Annotated in this window: 18 protein-coding genes and 1 tRNA gene; 16 read left to right on the plus strand and 3 right to left on the minus strand. The window is 30.1% G+C overall.

From position 1 onward, the window contains the following. Positions 1 to 140 precede the first annotated feature (140 nt). Together BTO07_RS09605 and BTO07_RS09610 are read left to right on the plus strand one after the other, a co-directional pair. Positions 141 to 998: a ferredoxin-NADP reductase gene (locus tag BTO07_RS09605; protein ID WP_087521018.1), complete on the plus strand. Its 858-nt coding sequence runs from the start codon at positions 141 to 143 to the stop codon at positions 996 to 998. Positions 999 to 1,052: 54 nt separating this feature from the next. Further along, a complete protein-coding gene (locus BTO07_RS09610; protein ID WP_087521019.1) occupies positions 1,053 to 1,919 on the plus strand; it encodes an RnfABCDGE type electron transport complex subunit B in 867 nt (288 codons plus the stop codon). Between the two features lie 198 nt (positions 1,920 to 2,117). Here the strand turns inward: BTO07_RS09610 and BTO07_RS09615 are convergent. Then, positions 2,118 to 2,190, minus strand: a tRNA-Met gene (locus BTO07_RS09615). A 173-nt stretch (positions 2,191 to 2,363) separates the two neighbouring features. Here BTO07_RS09615 and era point away from each other — a divergent pair. Next, positions 2,364 to 3,248, plus strand: coding sequence for a GTPase Era (gene era / locus BTO07_RS09620; RefSeq protein WP_087521020.1), 885 nt, complete (start codon positions 2,364 to 2,366; stop codon positions 3,246 to 3,248). Here the strand turns inward: era and BTO07_RS09625 are convergent. Beyond that, on the minus strand, positions 3,245 to 3,769 hold the full coding sequence (locus BTO07_RS09625) for a hypothetical protein (protein WP_087521021.1): 525 nt from the start codon (positions 3,767 to 3,769) through the stop codon (positions 3,245 to 3,247). The genes era and BTO07_RS09625 overlap by 4 nt on opposite strands. A gap of 81 nt (positions 3,770 to 3,850) precedes the next feature. Here BTO07_RS09625 and der point away from each other — a divergent pair, with 81 nt between their 5' ends. Further along, positions 3,851 to 5,161 (plus strand): ribosome biogenesis GTPase Der, encoded by a 1,311-nt coding sequence (der, locus tag BTO07_RS09630; protein WP_087521022.1) that lies wholly within the window; start codon positions 3,851 to 3,853, stop codon positions 5,159 to 5,161. Between the two features lie 77 nt (positions 5,162 to 5,238). After that, the gene (locus BTO07_RS09635) at positions 5,239 to 7,623 is read left to right on the plus strand and encodes a GAF domain-containing protein (RefSeq protein WP_087521023.1); all 2,385 of its coding nucleotides are present in this window, start codon (positions 5,239 to 5,241) and stop codon (positions 7,621 to 7,623) included. A gap of 137 nt (positions 7,624 to 7,760) precedes the next feature. Here the strand turns inward: BTO07_RS09635 and BTO07_RS09640 are convergent, their stop codons facing one another. Further along, positions 7,761 to 8,969: a Pycsar system effector family protein gene (locus tag BTO07_RS09640; RefSeq protein ID WP_087521024.1), complete on the minus strand. Its 1,209-nt coding sequence runs from the start codon at positions 8,967 to 8,969 to the stop codon at positions 7,761 to 7,763. A 192-nt stretch (positions 8,970 to 9,161) separates the two neighbouring features. Between BTO07_RS09640 and msrB the strand changes: the two genes are divergently transcribed. The 11 genes from msrB to BTO07_RS09695 all read left to right on the plus strand — a co-directional run bounded on the left by msrB (position 9,162) and on the right by BTO07_RS09695 (position 22,915). Then, positions 9,162 to 9,614: a peptide-methionine (R)-S-oxide reductase MsrB gene (gene msrB / locus BTO07_RS09645; protein WP_087521025.1), complete on the plus strand. Its 453-nt coding sequence runs from the start codon at positions 9,162 to 9,164 to the stop codon at positions 9,612 to 9,614. A 1-nt stretch (position 9,615) separates the two neighbouring features. Then, entirely contained in the window at positions 9,616 to 10,152 is a 537-nt protein-coding gene (msrA, locus tag BTO07_RS09650) for a peptide-methionine (S)-S-oxide reductase MsrA (protein WP_087521026.1), read from the plus strand. A 1-nt stretch (position 10,153) separates the two neighbouring features. Then, a complete protein-coding gene (locus BTO07_RS09655; RefSeq protein WP_087521027.1) occupies positions 10,154 to 10,402 on the plus strand; it encodes a glutaredoxin family protein in 249 nt (82 codons plus the stop codon). Between the two features lie 32 nt (positions 10,403 to 10,434). Then, on the plus strand, positions 10,435 to 11,991 hold the full coding sequence (locus BTO07_RS09660) for a protein adenylyltransferase SelO (protein ID WP_087521028.1): 1,557 nt from the start codon (positions 10,435 to 10,437) through the stop codon (positions 11,989 to 11,991). 17 nt (positions 11,992 to 12,008) lie between these two features. After that, positions 12,009 to 12,953, plus strand: a complete 945-nt coding sequence (locus BTO07_RS09665; protein WP_087521029.1) for an aldo/keto reductase — start codon at positions 12,009 to 12,011, stop codon at positions 12,951 to 12,953. Continuing rightward, the gene (locus BTO07_RS09670) at positions 12,944 to 13,462 is read left to right on the plus strand and encodes a peptide-methionine (S)-S-oxide reductase (RefSeq protein ID WP_087521030.1); all 519 of its coding nucleotides are present in this window, start codon (positions 12,944 to 12,946) and stop codon (positions 13,460 to 13,462) included. Before BTO07_RS09665 ends, BTO07_RS09670 begins: the two co-directional genes overlap by 10 nt. A 15-nt stretch (positions 13,463 to 13,477) precedes the next feature. After that, complete coding sequence (locus BTO07_RS09675) at positions 13,478 to 13,747, plus strand: hypothetical protein (RefSeq protein WP_087521031.1); 270 nt, start codon at positions 13,478 to 13,480, stop codon at positions 13,745 to 13,747. A gap of 169 nt (positions 13,748 to 13,916) precedes the next feature. Next, positions 13,917 to 18,929: a translocation/assembly module TamB domain-containing protein gene (locus BTO07_RS09680; RefSeq protein ID WP_232457003.1), complete on the plus strand. Its 5,013-nt coding sequence runs from the start codon at positions 13,917 to 13,919 to the stop codon at positions 18,927 to 18,929. A 7-nt stretch (positions 18,930 to 18,936) separates the two neighbouring features. Then, positions 18,937 to 21,231 carry a translocation and assembly module lipoprotein TamL gene (tamL, locus tag BTO07_RS09685; protein ID WP_087521033.1) on the plus strand — a complete coding sequence of 765 codons (2,295 nt, stop codon included), beginning with the start codon at positions 18,937 to 18,939 and terminating at the stop codon, positions 21,229 to 21,231. Between the two features lie 60 nt (positions 21,232 to 21,291). Then, positions 21,292 to 22,311 carry an XdhC family protein gene (locus BTO07_RS09690; protein ID WP_087521034.1) on the plus strand — a complete coding sequence of 340 codons (1,020 nt, stop codon included), beginning with the start codon at positions 21,292 to 21,294 and terminating at the stop codon, positions 22,309 to 22,311. A gap of 4 nt (positions 22,312 to 22,315) precedes the next feature. Beyond that, a complete protein-coding gene (locus BTO07_RS09695; protein ID WP_087522602.1) occupies positions 22,316 to 22,915 on the plus strand; it encodes a nucleotidyltransferase family protein in 600 nt (199 codons plus the stop codon). Positions 22,916 to 22,925 lie beyond the last annotated feature (10 nt).

The raw sequence follows: 22,925 nt of genomic DNA on the forward strand, positions 1-22,925 counted from the left end.
AAGAAGTTGTTCAAATTGTGGTTGTACTTCCTCGGTTTGTGAGAGAAAAAAAGAAGAGTGAAACAAGGTAGAAATGTTCACCAAACAAAAAATGATTAAATACTGATTATAATACACTTAATAATAAAAATAAAAAAACTATGGCAAATCTATTAGATTTTGATATTGATAAACGGTATAAGGCAGTCGTTAAAAATACATCACGACTAACGCCAAAGGATACTGAAGAAGTACGTGAAATTTTACTTGAAGTGAAAGACTCTGAATTTGAATGCGAAGTAAACCAAAGCTTTGGAGTATTGGTAAAAACTTCTGGTGATTTTGGAAATAAATTCCATCACAGGCTATATAGTGTGGCTGATTTACCAAAAAGCGTCAAAGGTAAACGACAACTTACTATGTTAGTGAAACGCTGCTCGTATGTTGATGATTTCAGTGGAGAAGAATATCAGGGAGTTGCCTCAAATTATTTATGCAACCGCAAAAAAGGGGATGAAATTACGGTTACAGGCCCATTTGATTTGCCTTTTAAAGTTCCACAGGACAAAACTGCCAATTTAATTCTCATTGGTATGGGTACAGGTATTGCACCATTCCGAGCATTTATAAAGCACATTTATCAAGATGTTAAAGATTGGGAAGGGCAAATCCGTTTGTTTTATGGTGCTCGTAGCGGTTTGGAATTATTGTATTTAAATGATAAAGATGGAGATCTTACAAATTATTATGATGAAGAAACATTCAAAGCCTTTCATGCATTAAGTCCAAGACCACAGTGGGCTGACCCCATTGAACTAGAAAAAGCACTTGTAGGGCAAACTGCTGAAATAGTTGAGTTACTTGGAAAATCTAATACCTGTATTTATGTTGCTGGATATGAAGCTATTCACAAAAAACTTAACAAGGCATTTTCAGATATTTTAGGCTCAGAAGAAAAATGGCGACTTCGAAAAGCCGAATTAATTGCCGGAAAAAAATGGGCTGAAATTATTTATTAACCCGAAATTGAGATATAAAAGAGAGCCTATTTTTTAATAAATCCACAAAATAATATGTCTATCATTGTTGCAATAGCCGCACTCGGAGGTTTAACTTTAGTTCTATCAATAATGCTAATTATTGCGAACAAGAAGCTTTATGTCTATGAAGATCCACGCATAGAAATTGTGGAAGATATGTTGCCTCATGCAAATTGTGGTGCATGTGGCTATCCAGGTTGCCGCCCCTTTGCGGAAGCATTAGTACATCAAAAAACCTTACCAGGAAAGTGTACTGTTAGTACAGATGAAGGAAGGGAATCTATAGCTCAATTTCTAGGAGTTGTATTAGGTGCTGAAGAAAAGCAAGTCGCTCGTCTCGCTTGTGCTGGAGGAACGAATGTAGCTATCAATAGAGCCCAATATATTGGAATTCAAAGTTGTCAGGCGGCCACTTTGATTTCTGGTGGTGGTAAAGGCTGTTTTTGGGGATGTTTAGGACATGGTGACTGTGAAGTTGTTTGTGATTTTGATGCCATAATTATGGACGAACATAGACTTCCTGTCGTAGATGTAGATAAATGTACTGCCTGCGGTGATTGTGTAGAAGCTTGTCCTAAAGATTTATTTTCTTTACAACCAATAAGCAACAAACTTTGGGTGGCTTGTAAAAATCTTGACCACGGTAATGCCGTTTTAGAAGATTGCGAGGTTGCTTGTACTGCCTGTGGAAAATGTGATATGGATGCACCTGATGATTTAATTACTATGAAAAACAACTTGCCAGTAATTAACTATGCCGAAAATCATAATACACAAATACCTATTCAAAGATGCCCAACAGGAGCTATTGTTTGGTTAAATGATAAAGGAGCTGCAATTAAAGGGAAAGAAAGTAGAAAAATCATCCGTAAGGGTAAAAGATCAATGGGTAATTCGTAATTTACGCTTAATAAGAAAATTACACAACTTTTTGACTTGATCCATTATGACACCTAATTATAATTAGTGTACTCCTAATTGAGCACCTAATTTTAAAGAAATTATTAAAATGTAATATAATTGTAGATGTATAAATTTATAAAACCCTTGAATTTAGGGCATAAAAAAACCTAACTCAATTAAGAATTAGGTTATTAGTAGCGGGAACTGGACTCGAACCAGTGACCTTCGGGTTATGAGCCCGACGAGCTACCTACTGCTCTATCCCGCGATATAATTTCAAAATAAACAACTTAGCTTTTAACTTTCGACTCATAAAATTCGATCCGTTTATTTCGACTGCAAAGATACAACTTAATAAAACAACTGACCAAACTTTTTTTCATTTATTTTTTTCCATCATAAATTATGATAGAAAATACAAAAACCAACTATCTTTGCAGCATGACACATAAAGCAGGATTTGTAAATATTATTGGAAACCCTAACGTAGGTAAATCGACCTTGATGAATGCTTTGGTTGGTGAAAAACTATCTATCATCACACCAAAAGCACAAACAACTAGACATAGAATTCTTGGAATTGTAAACGAGGACGACTATCAAATTGTTTTTTCTGATACTCCAGGAATCATACAACCTGCCTATGAATTACAATCTTCTATGATGGATTTTGTAAAATCTGCACTAGATGATGCTGATGTTCTTATATATATGGTTGAAGTTGGTGAAAAGGAATTAAAGAACGAATCTTTCTTTAAAAAAATCATTCATAGTGAAATTCCTGTTATTTTATTATTGAATAAAATTGACAAATCAACTCAAGATGAAGTAGAAGTAAAAGTTGAATATTGGAAAAAGAAAGTACCTAACGCGGATGTTTTTGTGATTTCTGCTTTAGAAAAATTTAATATACTTGCTGTTTTCGATAAAATAAAAGAGTTATTACCAGAAGGACCTCCTTTTTATCCTAAAGATCAATTAACAGATAAACCAGAACGATTTTTTGTAAATGAAAAAATTAGAGAAAAAATTCTAATGCATTACAAAAAAGAAATTCCGTATTCTGTAGAAGTTGAAACAGAAGAATTTATTGAGGAAGAAAAAATTGTGAGAATTCGATCTATAATTATGGTAGAAAGAGAAACACAAAAAGGAATTATTATTGGTCATAAAGGTTCTGCACTGAAACGAGTTGGTGCTGAAGCTAGAAAAGATTTAGAAAAATTCTTCGAGAAGAAAGTATATATAGAGTTATATGTAAAAGTAAATAAGAATTGGAGAAGTGATAAAACGCAACTAAAACGTTTTGGTTATAATCAAAGTTAATGGTTGATTACTTTTATCATAAAATCATGTAAATCTTTCATTTGATCTTTACCTGTTGCTCGACCTACTTTTCCTAAAAAGTAAAGTAGAACCCAAAATAAGGGTAAAAATACCATCATGATTAAAGGAAGAAGGATAGATTCTTTTAAGGAAAGTTTACTGAAAAGCATTATTGCAAAACCAAAAAAAGAAATTCCTATTACAAAATGTATAAACATAAAAAGTGTCCAAACTTGAGGCTTAGGTCCAAACAAACCCTTTAAAAGAGATGTTCTTCTTGTTTTCCCTATAATCTCTAGATGTAATTGTGGGGACCAAAAATGCTCATCTTTCTTAGAAACACTAATGAACACGTGCCCATCAACAATGTTTCCTAAGAATCTACAATCATCACTTTTAAACTCATTAGAGAACCTTTCTAGTATTTCTTCAGAACCATCTTTAAGGTCTATTTTAAGCCTCGGACGAAGAAAAACTTCACTATTTCTCTTCTCAATTAACACATTTAGGTTTTCTTTCATAAAAATCTATTTTATAACTGTTTAAATTTACAATAATTAATCATATAGTAAATTGTATCTTTGCAAAAAATTTGAATTCAAATGAATAGTATCGTTGCCATTGTAGGAAGACCAAATGTAGGAAAGTCAACACTTTTTAACAGATTGGTACAGAGAAGAGAAGCTATTGTAGATTCTGTTAGTGGAGTTACAAGAGATAGACATTATGGAAAATCTGACTGGAACGGTAAAGAGTTTTCAGTTATTGACACGGGTGGATACATTATTGGCTCTGATGATATTTTTGAAGGAGAAATCAGAAAACAAGTAAATCTAGCCATTGATGAAGCAGATTTAATTGTTTTTGTAGTGAATGTTGAAGATGGTATTACACCAATGGATGCTGAAGTTGCTAAACTTTTACGCAAGGTGAAAAAACCAATTTTCACCGTAGTTAATAAAGTTGATAATGCAATGCGTGAACCAGATGCTGTAGAATTCTACAATCTAGGTTTAGGAGAATATTATACAATTGCATCAATTAACGGAAGTGGAACTGGAGATTTATTAGATGCTTTAGCAGAAAAAATGCCAGCTCCAGAAGAAGTAGATTTAGAAAAAGAAGAATTACCAAGGTTTGCCGTTGTTGGAAGACCAAATGCTGGTAAATCATCATTTATAAACTCTTTAATAGGAGAAGATAGAAACATTGTAACCAATATTGCAGGTACAACTAGAGATTCTATTGATACAAAATACAATCGTTTTGGATTCGATTTTAATTTAGTTGATACTGCAGGAATCCGTAAAAAATCTAAAGTAAAAGAAGATTTAGAATTTTATTCGGTAATGCGTGCAGTACGTTCTATTGAATATTCTGATGTTATTATTCTTGTTGTTGATGCCACTCGTGGTTTCGAAGGACAAGATCAAAATATCTTTTGGTTAGCTGAAAAAAACAGAAAAGGAGTCGTTATCTTAATCAACAAGTGGGATTTAGTTGAGAAAGAAACGAATACAATGCGTGATTTTGAAGCAATGGTTAGAAAACAAATTGAACCTTTTACAGATGTGCCAATTGTATTTATTTCTGCTTTAACAAAACAACGTTTATTTAAAGCCATAGAAACTGCAGTAGAAGTTTTCGGGAAAAGAAAAATGAAAATACCTACAAGTAAGTTGAATGATGTAATGTTAGACATCATTAAAAGTTACCCACCACCAGCTACAAAAGGTAAATTTGTGAAAATAAAATATTGTATGCAATTGCCTACACCAACACCACAATTTGCATTTTTCTGTAACTTACCACAATACGTTAGAGATCCATACAGACGATTTTTAGAAAATAAATTAAGAGAAATTTACGATTTTACAGGAACACCAATAACGATATACTTTAGACAGAAATAGGATTATTCTGTAACTTTTGTTACCTTTTAACGTCTAAATGTAGAGTATTATTGTAAATCCTTTAGGGCATAAAAGACATGAAAATTATAGAATCAAGTTTAGTTTCGGAAGTTGAATTACCATTACAACTAAAAATATCTTTCAAAAAAGTTTTTGACTTATTTGAGAAATATGCTGGAAAAGATTTTATAAATCATCCTTTTCATAGTTCTGCCATAAATATGGTGCAACTTTTTGAGAAGCATCCTGAGTTGAATGATGGTTTTTCAGATTATACTTTATTAGACAAATATAAAGAGCAGATAGATTTATTATTAAATCCCTTGTTTCCAGAACCTTTATTATTAAACGAAATAAAAGCAGCAAGTATTCCTTTCTCTTTTACTTCGTTTAAATTTACAGATCGTTTTGAAAACATACTAAGTAATGCAGGTGATGATTACGAATTAAATGTTCGTAATTTTGGAGACGATGGTATGTACATTATGGCCTGTACATTTATTTTAGGTTTTGTATATGGTTATAAAGTTGATGTAAAAAGACCATTTTATTTTGATATTCCAGATAAAACAACTGGAACAATGAAATATTATAGAGCTTCATTTAATGCTGATTTTTCTGAAATTACACCTACTAAGAATGCTCCTTCAATAACGGAAGACGATTTTAAAGAATTACTAAACAACTTTGAAAACATAGAACTATGGAAAGAAAAGTTCCCAAAAGACAGCTATATTTTTAAAGGATTTGGGATTGTTAGTTTGTTTGATGTTACTTCAGAAGAAATGTTATCATCCATCAAAGAAAACTTATTAGCTGGTGGAGAAAATTTGATTCCTAAATTACAAAGTAACTTAAGAGATTTTTATAGCATAAAAGATTTAAAATTAGGTTTCTCTATTTTTGACAACATCAACACTAAAGTCTGTGAAAACAAGGTTAATAAAACGAATAGTTTAATCTTAAATGACACTGAAATAAATTGCAATACAGGTTACTTCTGTAACGGCATTATGCAAAAAGTATTCAAAGACCATAAAACATTTATAATTTCTGATGTTGAAGAATATGGTAAGAGTACAAATAAAAATGGCTTTTATCAGAATTTATATAAATCGAACATACAGAGTATTATATTGATACCAATTAAGGCTTCAAGTAATGGAGATTTAGCTTTATTAGAAATTGCTTCTCCAAGAGCTTACGAACTAAACTCTGTTAATATCAACAAATTAAAAGATATTATTCCTGTTTTTGAAGCTGCTGTAAAAAGAACTTCAGAAGAGCGTCAAAATATTTTAGAAGCAACTATTCAAGAAAACTATACCTCAATTCATAATTCTGTAAAATGGCGATTTTATGAAGCTGCAGAAAAATATCACACAGAACGACAAACAAATGACAATGCAAAATTAGATGAAATTGTATTTAATGATGTATTCCCTTTATTTGGGCAAAGTGATATAAAAGGATCTTCAATGGCAAGAAATTCAGCCATCAAAGAAGATTTAACAACTCAGTTAACTTTAGCTATTGCAGTATTAAAAGACGCTTGTAAATCAGAAAAACTACCTATTTACAATGAATTAATGTTTAGAGTTTCTTCTTATCTAAATGATGTAACAGAAGGTTTAAGTGCTGGTGATGAAATAAATATTTTAGATTTTCTGAATAGAGAAATTTACCCAGTTTTTAGTCATATAAAAGATATTAATACAGAACTTTCACAGAAAGTTAGCGTTTATATGAACCGTTTAGATAAAAATTTAAATGTTGTTTATGAAAAAAGAAAAGAATACGAGAACAGCGTTACGTTATTAAATGACAAACTAGCTAAATTCTTAGACGATAAACAAAAACAAGCTCAAGAAATGTTTCCTCATTATTTTGAGCGATACAAAACGGATGGTGTAGAATACAACATGTATATAGGTCAGTCTATTACAAAAAGTAAGACTTTTGATACTTTATACTTGTACAACCTTCGTTTATGGCAGTTAAAGATTACTTATGAAATGGAGAATCTTGCATTTTATGAGCGTAAAAACATGAAACATGATTTACGTGTTGCTTCCTTAATTTTAGTACATAGTAATGCTATGGCTATAAAATTTAGAATGGATGAAAAGCAATTTGATGTTGATGGAGCTTATAACATTAGATACGAAATCATAAAAAAGCGAATTGATAAAGCAAATATTAAAGGCACAAAAAATCGTTTAACTGTTCCTGGTAAAATAGCCATTGTATATTCTCAAGACAGAGATGCTTTAGAGTATATAAAGTACATTAATTACTTACAATCTAAAAATCAATTAGGTAAAATAGAATTTTTAGATCTAGAAGATTTACAAGGTGTTACAGGATTAAAAGCATTAAGAGTAGAAGTTATTTATCAAAAAGATTTTGATGAAAATAAAACAATTACTTTTCATGATTTAATTCAAGAAATCGAAGCTTAAAATATTGTTTTCTACGTTTTATTTTAATGAGTATGCATGCGTTAGGGATTGAAACGACATCCTTTTTTGCTTTTCGAAAAAAAGATATAGTGTAAAGCCCGACCTTTAGGTAACGCCCAAAAAAATACATTTATATTTTATAAAAAAGCCCCAGTTTCTTGTATTTTAAAAGCAACAGCAAAAGCTAATACACTTACGATGATACCAATCATAAAAACGGTATAAGTAACTCTTAATATTTTATATTTTCTGTTTAAAACTAACCCTAAAAAGTATAAATCTTTCGTTAAAGAACCGTAAAGATAATCTCTATCTTGCATCATTTCTGTAATACCCCATTCAAAATCATTTAATTTCATTTGATGAAAATTACCGAAAAACAATAAATTAACTTTTTTATTAGCAACATCTTCTTTTGTAAATTTTCCTTGTGTAACATTAGGTCTCGTTGCTAAAATTGATAATATAATAGATGCAACTGTGAAAATTATAAATAGAATTGTTGGCACAATTAAATAACTATTTGAAGAATTATCTAGTTTTGGTAATAAATTAGACAATGCTAAAGAAACAATAATAGCATTTACAGAAAGTAAAATATTCGCTTTAGTATCTGCAATATTACTTAAAGTCATGTGGTTTTTTAAAGCGATTCTAAACATTGTTTCTACACCACGCTCAGGTACATTTCCTTTCTCTTTTTTTAACTCTAAAGCATCTTGCTTCTGATTAAATTTTTTAATATCGTCTTTTAAATCTTTTTGATTCTTTATTAATTTAGATAAGTTTTTCTGTTTCGCTTTTGTCCAATTTTTTAAAGCATAATCTGTATTAAAGCGATGTTGTTGCGTAAAAAATTCAATATTTCCTGCAATCCATTCTATGTCAGAAACGTTTTTAAAACCTGTTAACTCCCATTCTTTTCTTAATAAAAAAGTGTAATCAAAATAACTTTTAGAAGCTAAATGCGCACAATCTGCATCTACTATCATTTTCTCTAAATCATTTTTGGGTTGATGATTCATTTTAGTTGCCAGAATAAGACCTGCAGTAACTTCAATTCTTTTATCGGTAACTTTATGTTCTTTTAAAAACTTTGAAGCAATTCTAACACTTTCTTCTTCATGATTTTCAGCTCCTTTTACAAAACCTGTATCATGAAACCAAGCAGCAATTTCTAAATTTTCAGCAGCTACTTTGTCAATTTTTAAATTTTCAATAAGCTCCTTTGTACTTTTAACCACTCTTTGTGTATGTACTAAATTATGATACACATATTTTCGATCTAAATCGGTGTTTAATAAACTAAAGACGTACTTTTCTGTATCAACAATTAATGTGCTCATAGTAAAATTATTTTATAAATGAATAAGAATAAGTGATAACCCCTCTGATAACTTTATCAATATTCGTCGTAAATTTATGAATTGCTTTCATCAGCGTACAAATTAAGAATTATTTGTAAGCTAACAAGTGTTTTTACGTCTAAAAAACAGCTAGCATAACAATATTAATTTAGAAAAGAAAGGAAACAAAATATGCTTACTTGGAAAGAAATTATCAGCTTTACAGCAAAAGGAAATCCAACTTCAGATAAAAGAGTTGAAAAAACCGAAACTGAATGGAAAGAATTATTAACCGAAGAACAGTTTAGAATTACTAGGCAAAAAGGAACAGAAAGACCAAATTCTGGCGCTTTATGTAGTATTTATGATAAAGGACAATACAACTGTGTTTGTTGTAATACGCCTTTATTTGATTCTACGATAAAGTTCGATTCTAGTTCTGGTTGGCCAAGTTTTACGCAACCTATTAAAGAAAATGCCATTAAATATCATAAAGATATTTCTTTTGGTATGGTTCGAGTTGAAGTAATGTGTAATACTTGCGATGGACATCTAGGACACATTTTTCCTGATGGACCAGAACCAAGCGGATTGCGTTATTGTATTAATTCTGAGTCTATGCAATTAGAGAAAGGGAATTCTTAAAATGACTAAAAATTTACAAATTACCACTTTAGGAGGTGGATGTTTTTGGTGTACAGAAGCTGTATTTCAAGAAGTAAAAGGTATAGAAAAAGTTGTGTCTGGGTATTCTGGCGGAAATGCTCCTGGAAGACCAACATATAGAGAAATTTGTTCGGGATTAACAGGGCATGCAGAAGTAATTCAACTCACTTTTGATGCAAATGTAATTTCGTTTGAAGATATTTTAGTCATTTTTATGACGACTCATGACCCGACAACCTTAAACCAACAAGGTGCTGATAGAGGAACTCAATACAGATCTGTAATTTATTATCATAATGATGTTCAAAAGAAGGTTTCTGAAGAAGTTTTAAAACAGATTCAACCATATTATAATGATAAAATTGTGACAGAAATTAGTCCGTCAACAATTTTCTATGAAGCAACAATAGAGCATCAAAATTATTACAGAGAGAATACACAACAAGGATATTGTAGTTTTGTAATTGAACCAAAATTGGCGAAATTGAGAAAATTACACGCAGATAAACTGAGGTAAAATGATTAAATTATATGGCGCAGAAAGATGCCATAAAACTCAATATTATAAAACATTTTTAGAAACGCGTAATTTAGATTACGCGTTTTTAGATGTAGAACAATACGAAGAAAATGCAGAAGAATTACGTAACTTGTATGAAAATAGAAAGTTAAATTTCCCTACAATTACTAATAATTATAAAAAATTAAGAAATCCTTCTGATAAAGATCTTCAAAAGTGGATTGATAAAATCCATAACGAGTATTAGGCATTTTTTATATCACAATAAAATATTGATCAATGAAACTTAACATAAAGAATACTTTTACTACAGAAAATCCGGCAGATTCAATTCTTGAGAATACAAGAAGACAAGTTGAAGAAGCTGTGTTTTCATACGTGAATCCTAAGAAAACGGCAGTACCTAAAGTAGTACACGTTTCGCAAGAAATGAGTTCTGAATTAGGTATCTCTCAAGAAGAAACGAAATCAGAATTCTTTAAAAATATTGTTACAGGAAATGATATTTATCCAAATACAAAACCTTTTGCAATGTGTTATGGAGGCCATCAATTTGGTAATTGGGCAGGACAATTAGGTGATGGAAGAGCTATTAATTTATTTGAAGTAGAATACAAAAATAAAAACTGGAAAGTACAATTAAAAGGAGCTGGAGAAACTCCATATTCTAGAACTGCAGATGGTTTAGCCGTTTTACGATCTTCTGTAAGAGAATATTTATGTGCTGAAGCAATGTTTCATTTAGGTGTGCCAACAACAAGATCTTTGTCTTTAAGCTTGTCTGGAGACGATGTTTTACGTGATGTTTTATATGATGGAAACCCTGCGTATGAGAAAGGCGCAATTGTTTCTAGAATCTCACCAAGTTTTTTACGTTTTGGAAATTATGAGATTTTTTCAGCTAGAAAAGATCTAAAAAATTTAAAAGCTTTGGTTGATTACACAATCAAACATCATTTTTCTCATTTAGGAAAACCATCAAAAGAAAGTTATATCAACTTTTTTAAGGAAGTTTCAGAGCGTACTTTAGAAATGATAATTCATTGGCAACGTGTTGGCTTTGTTCATGGAGTTATGAATACTGATAATATGTCAATCTTAGGTTTAACCATCGATTTTGGACCTTATGGTTGGTTAGAAGGGTTCGATTTTGGTTGGACGCCAAACACAACCGACAGACAACACAAACGCTACAGATATGGAAATCAGCCAAATATTGGTTTATGGAATTTGTATCAACTTGCAAATGCTTTGTATCCTATCATTGAGGAAGTGGAACCTTTAAATGCAATTTTAGAGCAATATAAAACTGATTTTGAACAGAAATCTTTACAGATGATGAAATCAAAATTAGGTTTATTTACTTCGGATGAAGAAGATGTAAAACTAATTCAAAATTTAGAAGACACTTTACAATTAGTAGAAACTGATATGACCATTTTCTTTAGAAATTTAAGTAGTTTTACTGATGAAAATTCTGGTTTACAATTGATAAAAAAATCATTTTACGACTTTGAAAACATTTCTGATGAAGTAATCAATAGTTGGAATTTGTGGTTCAAAAAATACGATGAAAGACTTCAAATTGAAAGAGTTTCATCCGAAGAAAGAAAAGAAAAAATGGATGCTGTAAATCCTAAATATGTATTACGTAATTACATGTCACAATTAGCAATTGATGAAGCTGACAAAGGAAATTACACTTTAATTGATGAATTATTTCAACTCTTAAAAAAACCATATTCTGAACAACCAGAAAATGAAAAATGGTTTGCAAAAAGACCTGAATGGGCAAGAAATAAAGTAGGTTGTTCTATGTTATCTTGTAGCTCATAAATTAAGAAAAAACAACTATGAAATTAGGATTAGGAACTGCTGCTTTAGGAAGACCTCAATACATAAATGTTCGTCAAGAAGATTGTGATAACTTAGACTTAGCAGCTTTTAGAAAACATAGTTTTTCGGTTTTAGAAGATGCATATAATTCAGGAATTCGTTATTTTGATACTGCTCCAGGTTATGGATTGGCAGAAGAATTAGTATTAGAATGGTTGCAAACTAAAAATGATAAAACCATTGAAATTGCTACAAAATGGGGTTATACATATACTGCAAATTTTGACGCGAATGCAACTGTTCATGAAGTAAAAGAACATAGTTTATCTAAATTAAATGAACAATGGAAGTTCTCTAAACAGCTTCTACCCTATTTAAAAGTATATCAAATTCATTCTGCAACTTTAGAAACTGGAGTTTTAGAAAACAAGCAAGTTTTAGAACAATTAGCTTTTCTAAAAAAGGAACACAATCTTAAAATAGGCTTAACAACTACAGGTACAAATCAAGTTGAAGTAATTAAAAAAGCATTGGAAGTTTTTGTTGATGGTAAACAATTATTTGACCTATTTCAAGTAACTTATAATTTTTTAGATCAAAGTTTAAAGGAGATTTCTGATGAATTATTAAATCAAGATAAATCAATTGTAATAAAAGAAGCATTGGCAAATGGTAGAGTTTTTAAAAATGAGAACTATCCTCATTATGATAAAATGTATACAACTTTAGAAAACTTAGCAAAAAAACACAAGGTTGGTGTAGATGCCATTTCTTTGAAATATTGTGAGCAAACAATCACTAACAGCATTGTTTTAAGTGGCGCAAGCAATTCAGAACAATTGAAAGAGAATTTAAAACTGAATTCTTTTATGCTGTCTAAAGAAGAAATTGAAATATTAAACTCACTAAAAATTTCTACAGATTCATACTGGACTGAAAGAAAAAAACTTCAATGGAATTAACTAAAATTGCTTTTGGTGGTGGTTGTCATTGGTGTACAGAAGCAGTTTTTCAAACATTAATCGGTGTCGAAAAGGTAGAACAAGGTTGGGTTTCATCAACAGAAGAAAATAGTAATTTTTCTGAGGCAGTTATTGTTCATTTTAATATTAAGAAAATTGATTTAGAAACACTAATTGAAATCCATTTATTAACACACAAAAGTACTAGCAATCATTCTATGAGAAGCAAGTATCGTTCTGCTGTTTATTATTTTTCTCAACATCAGAAAGACGATATTCTAAAAATAGTTGACAAATTACAATTAGGCTTTGATAATAAAATCATAACAAAAACGTTAGATTTTAAAGGGTTTAAAGCATCTACTGAAGAGTTTCAGAATTATTATCAAGCAAATCCTAATAAACCATTTTGTAAAAATTACATCAACCCTAAGTTAAAATTTTTAATAACTGAATTTTCAAATCAAGTCAATCAGCGTAAGGTAAATCACCTGAATACGACTATTTAAAAAATCAAATTAATTATGAATATCATCCAAAACCTAAAAAAATATTTCACTTCAAAGGCTGAAGGAAATACGTCTAAAAAAGCTCCTGAAGGTATTTGTCCAAATTGTTGGGGAAAACAAGAATGGGAAGGTGAATTTTATAAATTGAACAAGGGTAATAAATTGATTGGAAACGACAAGACGTACAATAACTTTATCAATAAAATTGTAGAAAACAATATTAGTGGAATTACAATTAATCAAGATAATTATGAATGTGAGACGTGTAAAGTTGGTTACAAATAACAATATAAACGGCTCAATTCTTTTACATTCATTTCATATTTTATAATTACTGAAACAGTAACTTACTAAAATCGTTAAATTTTAGCAAAAGAGTTAAAAGAATCTGAGTTAAGGACAATTTGATTAGCAATTGCAAGTTACATTTGCACAACTAAAATTGCCTAATACAGTGTCTAAAAAAGTACAGCATAAGAAATATCGATTTTTAAAAAGATTTTTACGAATCTTTTTAGGATTTATGATTCTTATTACCTTGTTGATACTATTTGTAAGAAGCCCTTGGGGACAAAGTATTATTGTAGATAAAGCCGTAAATTTTGTTACAGATAAAACAAACACAAAAATTTCTGTAGACAAGCTTTTTTTAACTTTTAAAGGTAGCTTGCAATTAGATGGTTTATACGTAGAAGACACCAAAGGAGACACCTTAATTTATTCGAAATCTTTAGAAGCTAATTTACCTCTCTGGGCAATGATTAAAGGAGATGCTGTTGGCATTGATAATTTAAATTGGGACGGTTTACAGGCAAATATTAAAAGGAAAGACACCATTTCTGGTTATAATTTTCAGTTTTTAATTGATGCATTTGCAACTGAAGATTCAACTCCAGTTATTAAAGACTCTACAACAAAACCTTTAAAAATTATTATAGGAAATCTTGATTTAAAAAACATTCATATTGTTTTTAATGATGAAGTATTGGGTATTGATAGCCATTTTAAAATTGGTAATCTAACTGCCAATATGGAAAAAGTTGATTTACAGAAAATGATTTTTAATGCCGATAAAATCGCTCTTTCTGATACAAATATTAAATTGATTCAGAAACCTGTAATTTCAGATACTTCAACTACGGAAACTTCTCTACCTCTATTATCTGTTAAAAAATTATCTCTAAAAAATGTAAAAACATATTATGAGAATCCACAAGATAAATTAATTGCTGATATAAATATTGATGAATTTTATACAGAAATTCCTGAAATTGATTTGTCTAAAAACAACATTCAGCTTACTACCATTCAGCTTAAAAATTCTGATATCCTCTTAAAAACAGCTTCGAGTAATACTTTATCACATAAAAAACCCGCTGCAAATAATAGCACAACATGTAAGTGGCCCAATTTTAATGTACAAATAACTGATATAAATTTAGAAAATAACAACATTAAGTATTTTGTAAACAATGAAAAAGTTATTAAAAACATCTTTAATCCGAATGCTATTGCATTAGAAAAAGTAACATTAAAAGCAGCAGACATTTTCTTGAAAGACAAAAAAGCTGGGTTGCAATTGTCTACATTTAATTTTAAAGAACAATCAGGATTTAGGTTAAGGAAGTTCACATTAAACACAGAAGTAACAGATACCGAATTAAAAGTTTCTAATCTAAAAATCAACTTAAATAAAAGTATGGTTTCTGGCTTTGCAAACGCAAAATACAAATCGATTTCTCAATTAATTTCATCACCAGAAAATACAAGAGTTAAATTAGGTATTCCGAATTTCTCCATTTTTATAGAAGAGTTTTTCACATTTGAACCTAGCTTAAAACAGAATGAATACGTAACAAAATTAAGTAAGAAAGAACTTTTTGGAAAAATAAATATTACCGGACTTTTAGCAGATTTAAATATTTCTAATACAAATTTAAATTGGGGAATTGCTACTAAAATGTCTATAGATGGGAACATCAAAAACAGCACAAACCCAGAAAAACTAGAATTAAATATTGCTAATTTTAAAGCAAAGACAAAACGAAATGATCTTTTACAGATTGTTGACGAAAAAGCTTTCGGTATTCATTTACCTGAAGATATTTTAATGAAAAGTAACATAAAAGGTACTTTAAACAACATCAGTACAAATACAAAAATAACAACATCACAAGGTCTTGCTATTCTTAAAGGAAACTTTAAAGACCAAGCTAAAATTAGTTATAATGCTGATCTAAAAATTGAAAATTATAATATTGGAGCTCTTTTAATGAATCCTAATTTTGGAGAATTAAGCGCATCCTTAACATCTACAGGAAGTGGTAAAAACATTCAAAATTTAGATGCTACTTTAAATACGACTATTTCTAAATTTCAATTAGAAAAATATCTGATTAAAGATTTACATTTAGAAGGCGATGTAAAAAACAGTAAAGGAAAAATAACGGCTACTTATAAAGATCAAAATTTGAATTTCGATTTAAATGCCAATGTAAATTTAGATTCTATAAACTCAAAAGCAACTGTAAATCTAAACCTAATTGGCGCAAATTTAGAAGCACTTGGTGTTATACAACGTAAAGTAAAAACCGGAATGGAACTTTCTCTGGACTTTGCGGGGAACATTAAAAATTACACGGTAAAAAGCAACATAAAAAATGGGGTGATTATCTACAATAATAGAACGTTTTTATTAGGAGATGTAACTGCCAATGCTTTTATAGACAAAGACACAACGGCTGTTTCTTTAAAAAATAAAATGATTGATTTGAATCTAGAATCAAACACAGATCCACAAACATTTAGTACCGCATTACAGCGTCATGTTTCTAGTTATTTTTATAGAAATATTACACTTTCTGATACCATTGCAAACCCAGTAAATTTAATTTTAAAAGCTAAAGTTTCTCAAACGCCACTTTTAAAAGATGTTTTTCTAGTCAATCTAAAAGATTTAGACACTATAAATATTAATGTCAATTTTAAAGAAAAAGAAAGAAAATTGACTGCAAACATTGCTGCTCCACACATTAATTTTAGTGACAATGAATTAGATAGTTTGGCTTTTTCTATGCAAACAGATAAAGACGATTTCAACTTTAATTTAGGGTTTAAAGAAATCACCGCAGGACCTTTAAACGTGCCCAAAACAATAATTACAGGTATACAAAAAGACAACGAATTATCACTTAATTTTTTAGGCTTCTATGAGGGTGAAAAATTAATGAATGTAAACACAACCATCACTGGTAACAGTGATAAACTAAAGTTTACAATAGATCAGGACAGTTTATTTTTAAATAGCCATAATTGGAAAATACCTAAAACCAATGCCATCCTTTTTGAAGAAAATAAACTTACATTTTCCGATTTTAAAATTAGTAAAGGCAAGCAATCTATAGAAATTACAGATAAAATTCCGCGTATTTCTAAAGATCATATCGCTATCAATTATAAAGACTTTCAAATCAATGAAGTTTTTAATTATTTAAGTCCAGAAAACGAAATTACTACAGGAATTTTAAATGGAGATTTTATTTTAGAACAACCCTTTGGTGACACTGGTATTATTGCAAATCTAAACATTAGTAAGCTAAAAGTATTAAAAACAGACTTTGGTAAATTAAGTGTAGATGCTAAATCTTTAGAAAACGGAAAGTATGATTTTAATGCTGCTTTAAAAGAAGGTAGTATCGATTTAGATTTAAAAGGCGACTATTTGGTAGATAATAATGATGCCAATTTAAATTTAGACTTATTGATTCATAGTTTTCAAATGAAAGCTTTAAACACCCTTTCATTAGGTGAAATCAAAGAAGGTTCGGGTAGTTTTTCTGGTAATTTTAAAGTAACAGGCAAAACATCTGACCCTAAATATAATGGGAATTTACTTTTTACAAACGCCGCTTTTAAAGTTGCTAAATTAAATGCAAAATTCAATTTACAGGATGAAACTTTACAAGTAGATAACAGAGGTTTACACCTATCTAATTTTACAATATTAGATGCAGAAAAAAATTCGTTGGTACTTTCTGGAGACATCAAAACTAAGAATTTTATAAACCCTTCTTTTAATTTAGACGTTAAAGCCAATAAGTTTAGAGTGCTAAATGCTACAAAAGAAAACAACGAATCTTTGTACGGAAAAGTTTCTATTAATGTTGATGCAAAACTAACAGGAGATTTACAGATTCCTAAATTAAATGCAAAATTAGTTGTTGGTTCAGACACAGATGTTACTTATGTGTTACCTTCTAGTTATACAAATATTGAAGAAAGAGACGGTATTGTTGCTTTTGTGAATAGAGAAAATCCGGATGCTATTTTAACACAAAAACAAGAACAAACGGCTACTATTACAGGTTTTGATATAAAGGCATTACTTAAAATTGATAAAAAAGCAGCTGTAAATATTATCATAGATAAAGAATCGGGTGATAATTTTAAGGTTTCTGGTGATGGTGATTTAATCTTTCTAATGAACCCAAATGGACGTTTGTCTTTAACGGGTGCTTATGAAGTTTCCGACGGATATTATCAACTGAATTTATACAATGTTGTAGATAGAAAATTTGTATTGGTTCCTGGAAGTCGAATTTCTTGGGGCGGAGATCCTTTTGATGCCAAGTTAGACATCCGAACAAAATATACATTAAAAACCTCTGCATCAGACTTAATGGCTTCTCAAACTTCTGGCGAAGATTCATCAACAAAAAATAAATACAAACAAGTATTGCCGTTTAATGTGTATTTAAATATTGCAGGCGAATTGATGCAACCAAAAATATCTTTTAATTTAGACATGCCAGAAGATCAACAAGGTGCAATAAGTGGTCAAGTTTACGAGCGTGTGCAACAAGTAAATCAACAAGAGGAAGAATTAAATAAACAGGTTTTTTCTTTGTTAGTTTTAAATCGATTTTATCCGGATTCTGGCAGCGATGGTAGTTCTGGTGGCTTTGCAACCATTGCGAGAAACAATTTAAATGATGCTGTATCTGGACAGTTGAATTCTTTTTCTAATAAAATTCTAGGTGGCTCTGGTATCGAATTAGATTTTGGTTTAAATAGTTATACAGATTATCAAGGAGACACACCAACAGATAGAACGCAATTAGATGTTGCAGCTCAGAAAAAATTATTTAATGATCGTTTAACAGTAAGAGTTGGTAGCGAAGTAGACTTGCAAGGAAGCAGTACTACCGAAGAAAAATCTCCTTTAATTGGTAATGTAAGTTTAGAATATAAAATTACTGAAGATGGTAGGTATCGTCTTAAAGGTTTTAGAAAAAGTGAATTTGAAAATGTAATAGACGGACAAATAATTGTAAACGGAATTGCATTGATTTTTACCAAAGAATTCAATGAGTTTCATCAACTTTGGAATTCTATTCTACGTTCAAGAGAAGACAAAAAGAACGCAAAAAAAACTAAGAACGATGATTATTCAGAACCTAAAAAGTAACTAAATTTTGAAAGCATCCTATAAAAAACAATCTTTTATAATAGTACTATTCGTATTTATCTACGGTTGTGGTATTAAAAAACACATCCCAGAAAACAAACGTTTATACACGGGGGCTTCCATAGAAATAGACGCAGACTCAACAGTACAAAAAGTAAGTGAATTAAAACAAGATTTATCTTCCGTTTTGAGTCAACAACCAAATACAAAATTCCTTGGTATGCACCTTGGCTTGTATTATTACTATAAAAATCAGCAAGAAAAAACCAACTTTCTAAACAGATGGTTGTATAAAAAAATAGGACAAAAACCAGTTTATCAATCGGATGTAAATGCCATATCGAATAAAGAAATTTTAAGAAATAAATTAGAAAATTACGGCTTTTTCTATAGTACAGTTGGGTCTAGTTTTAAAGAGCAAAAAAAAGAAGCTTCTATAGTATATCGTTTAAAAATACCTGCTCCTTATAAAATGGCGACCTACAAAATAGATTCTATGGTTTCGCCTATTTATGAAGACATTAAAAGCTTAAGCACAACATCTCCAATTAAAAAAGAGATGCGTTTCAATTTGGGTAATTTAAAATTAGAAAGACTGCGATTAGATACCGAATTAAAGAACAAAGGATATTATAATTTTAATTCGGAGTTTTTATTATTTGAAGCGGATACCAATAGATATAAGAGTAAAAAATTCGATTTATTTTTAAAATTAAAAGCGAATGTACCCAAAAAAGCAACCGTTCCTTATCAGATAAAAAACATTAATGTTTATCCGAATTATAATTTAAATGATTCTACAGAAGTAAAAAGCATTCGTTATCAAGAAAAAAACTATCATCAAGACACGTTATTTTTTGATCCAAAATATTTAGATGAATTTATCACCTTAAAAGAAGGCGATCTTTTTAATCCATCAACCTCTAAAAACACCGCCAGAAGACTTTCTTCTATTGGTGTCTATAAGTTTGTAAACATTCAATATAAAGAGATAAAAGATGCTATTACAGATAGTATAGCTAGTTTAGAAGCAAACATTTTTTTATCACCTTTAACCAAACGTGCCATACGTGCAGAATTACAAGCCGTTACCAAATCTAACAATTTTGCAGGTCCGGAATTATCGTTAACGTATAGCAATAGAAACTTATTTAAAGGAGGCGAAACGTTAAACATCAGTACAAATATTGGTTACGAAACCCAAATTTCTAGCAGTAGTTCTGGCTTGAGTAGTTTAGAATTGGGCTTAAAAGGCGAACTTGTTTTCCCGAGAGTTATCTCACCTTTTTCTATCAATAAAGATTATTTCGATTATTCAATTCCCAAAACCAAAGTAAGCTTAAGTGCTACGTATTTAAACAGAAGTCAATTATACAAATTGCTATCTGGCACAGCACTTTTTGGCTATACTTGGAATGCCAATAAATATATTACGTATGAGGTGAACCCTATTTCTGTAAATTATACACGCCTATCAAATACGACCGCAGAATTTCAAGAAATTTTAGATAATAATTCCTATTTACAGAGCAGTTTTGATCAGCAGTTTATAAGCGGACTTACCTTTTCTTTCACCTATAATGAAATGTTGAATGCTGCAAAAAGTCATCAATTTTATGTACAATCTACTTTAGATGTTGCAGGAAACTCTATTGGTTTATTAGGTAAAGAAAAAACAGTAGGTGAACCTAAACAGTTTTTAGGTTTGGAATATGCACAATATGCAAAAGCTGATGTTGATATTAGATATCACTATAATTTTGGTGCTAAAAAAGAGCAAACAATTGCTGCTCGATTTTTTGCCGGTTATGGTTATGCTTACGGGAATTCTGATGTTATTCCGTTTGTAAAACAATATTATTCTGGCGGTCCTTATAGCGTTAGAGCATTTAGTATTAGATCTCTTGGACCAGGAACTTATAATGACAAAGATACAGACACTGCGAGTTCTTATTTTGATAAAACAGGTAATGTTCGTTTAGAAGCAAATTTAGAATACCGTTTTCCTATTTTTTCTTTTCTAAAAGGAGCTGTTTTTGCGGATACTGGAAATATATGGAATTCCGTTTCAAACTCTGATTTTAATGATAGTGATGGTAATGTTAGAGACAAATTGACGTCCAACTTTATAAATGAATTAGGAATGGGTGCAGGTTTTGGCTTGCGAGTAGATGTACAAGGTTTTGTTATTCGTTTCGATTTGGCGGCTCCATTTCATGATCCTTCTTTAGAAGAAGGAAAACGTTGGGACTTTAGAGCAGATGAACCTGTTTTTAACTTTGCAATTGGTTATTCTTTTTAGGGCTACCAAAAACAATATCGTTAAAAGTTTTATATTAGAGCAAAAATTTAGTTTTATTCAATGATCCACGAACTTAAAGAAATCATCAATCAAGCTGACATCAATCAACAAAAAGGATTGAAAAATGTGTTGGCAACCGTGGTATATTTAGAGGGTTCATCTTACAGAAAACCAGGAGTTAGAATGCTAATTTCTGAAAATTTTAATTCTGTAGGTGCTGTTAGTGGTGGATGTGTAGAAAAAGAAATTATTCACAGAGCAAAAAGTGTTTTTGTTGATAACAAACCAAAAGTAATCACTTATGATGGTCGTTACAAATTAGGTTGTGAAGGTATATTGTATATTTTAATTGAACCCTTTTTTGTCACTAATAATTTTATTGCTCACTTTTCTAATGCAACTTCAAAAAGAGAATTTATAAAAATTGAAAGTCATTTTATAAAAGAAGATGAAGCTTTTGGTAATTTTGGTTCTGTTGTAACTTTTGAAAACAAAAAGCAAATTGAGTTTTCTGAAACTTTCAAAACTCAAGACAAAAACGATTTAGAAGTTTTTTCTCAAATTATACATCCAAGTTTTAAACTGATTATAATTGGTGGAGAACACGATGCAGTTAAGCTTTGTAAAGTAGCTTCTAATTTAGGTTGGGAAATTGATGTGATTACCTGCGTAAAAGACAGTAGAACAATCAAGGATTTTCCTGGAGCAAATTCTGTTATTGGTAATTCTGCAGAAACAATTCAGTTTTCTAATATTGAAGAAAATACCGCCATTGTAATTATGAATCATAGTTATGTGCAAGATTTGAAATATGTAGTAAAACTGTCTGAATACAAACCAAAATATATAGGCATTTTAGGTGCCCCAAATAGAAGAGAACGTTTATTTAATGAACTTTTTGAATTTGTTCCTGATATTTCTGAAGATTTTTTAGATAACATTTACACACCTGCAGGTTTACATATTGGAGCACAAACTCCTGAAGAAATTGCTGTTTCTATCGTTGCTGAAATTTTATCAGTAATTAGAAAAAAAGAGCCTTTTTCTCTAAGGAAACTTACTGGTAAAATTCATAACTAAATTGATGAAAAATATTGCTATTGTAATTCTTGCTGCCGGAAAATCATCTAGAATGAATAGTATAAAACAGTTAGAGAAAATTAACAATAAAACACTTTTAGAACTTACTTTAGAGAAAGTAAAAAGTATTTTTTCTGAAAACATATTTTGCGTTTTAGGCGCTAATGCGGATAAAATTAAATCTGAAATAAATATTAAAAACGTTGAATTTATTACCAATGAAAATTTTGAAAACGGATTAAGTTCTAGTATCATTACGAGTCTTAATTATTTTAAAAGCAAGAAACTTCATTTTGATGGAATCTTTATTTTACTTGCCGACCAACCAGCAATTGAAACCTCTTATTTAGAAGCTATGCTTCATTTATTTCAAACAAATGATGATATAATTATTGCATCTAACTATGGAAAAAAACTAGGAGTTCCTGTTATTTTTCCTGAAAAACATTTTTCATCCTTACTTTTAATTGAAGGAAATAAAGGAGCTAAAGAATTTATCAATAAAAGAAAGCGTGAAATTATTTGTCCTCAACAAACAACAAACCTTTTTGACATTGACACAAAAGAAGATTTACAACATTATAAAAATTCAATTTTAAAATAGTTAGTTTTGC

The organism is Polaribacter sp. SA4-12, from assembly GCF_002163675.1.
In the GTDB taxonomy this organism is placed as follows: Bacteria; Bacteroidota; Bacteroidia; order Flavobacteriales; family Flavobacteriaceae; genus Polaribacter.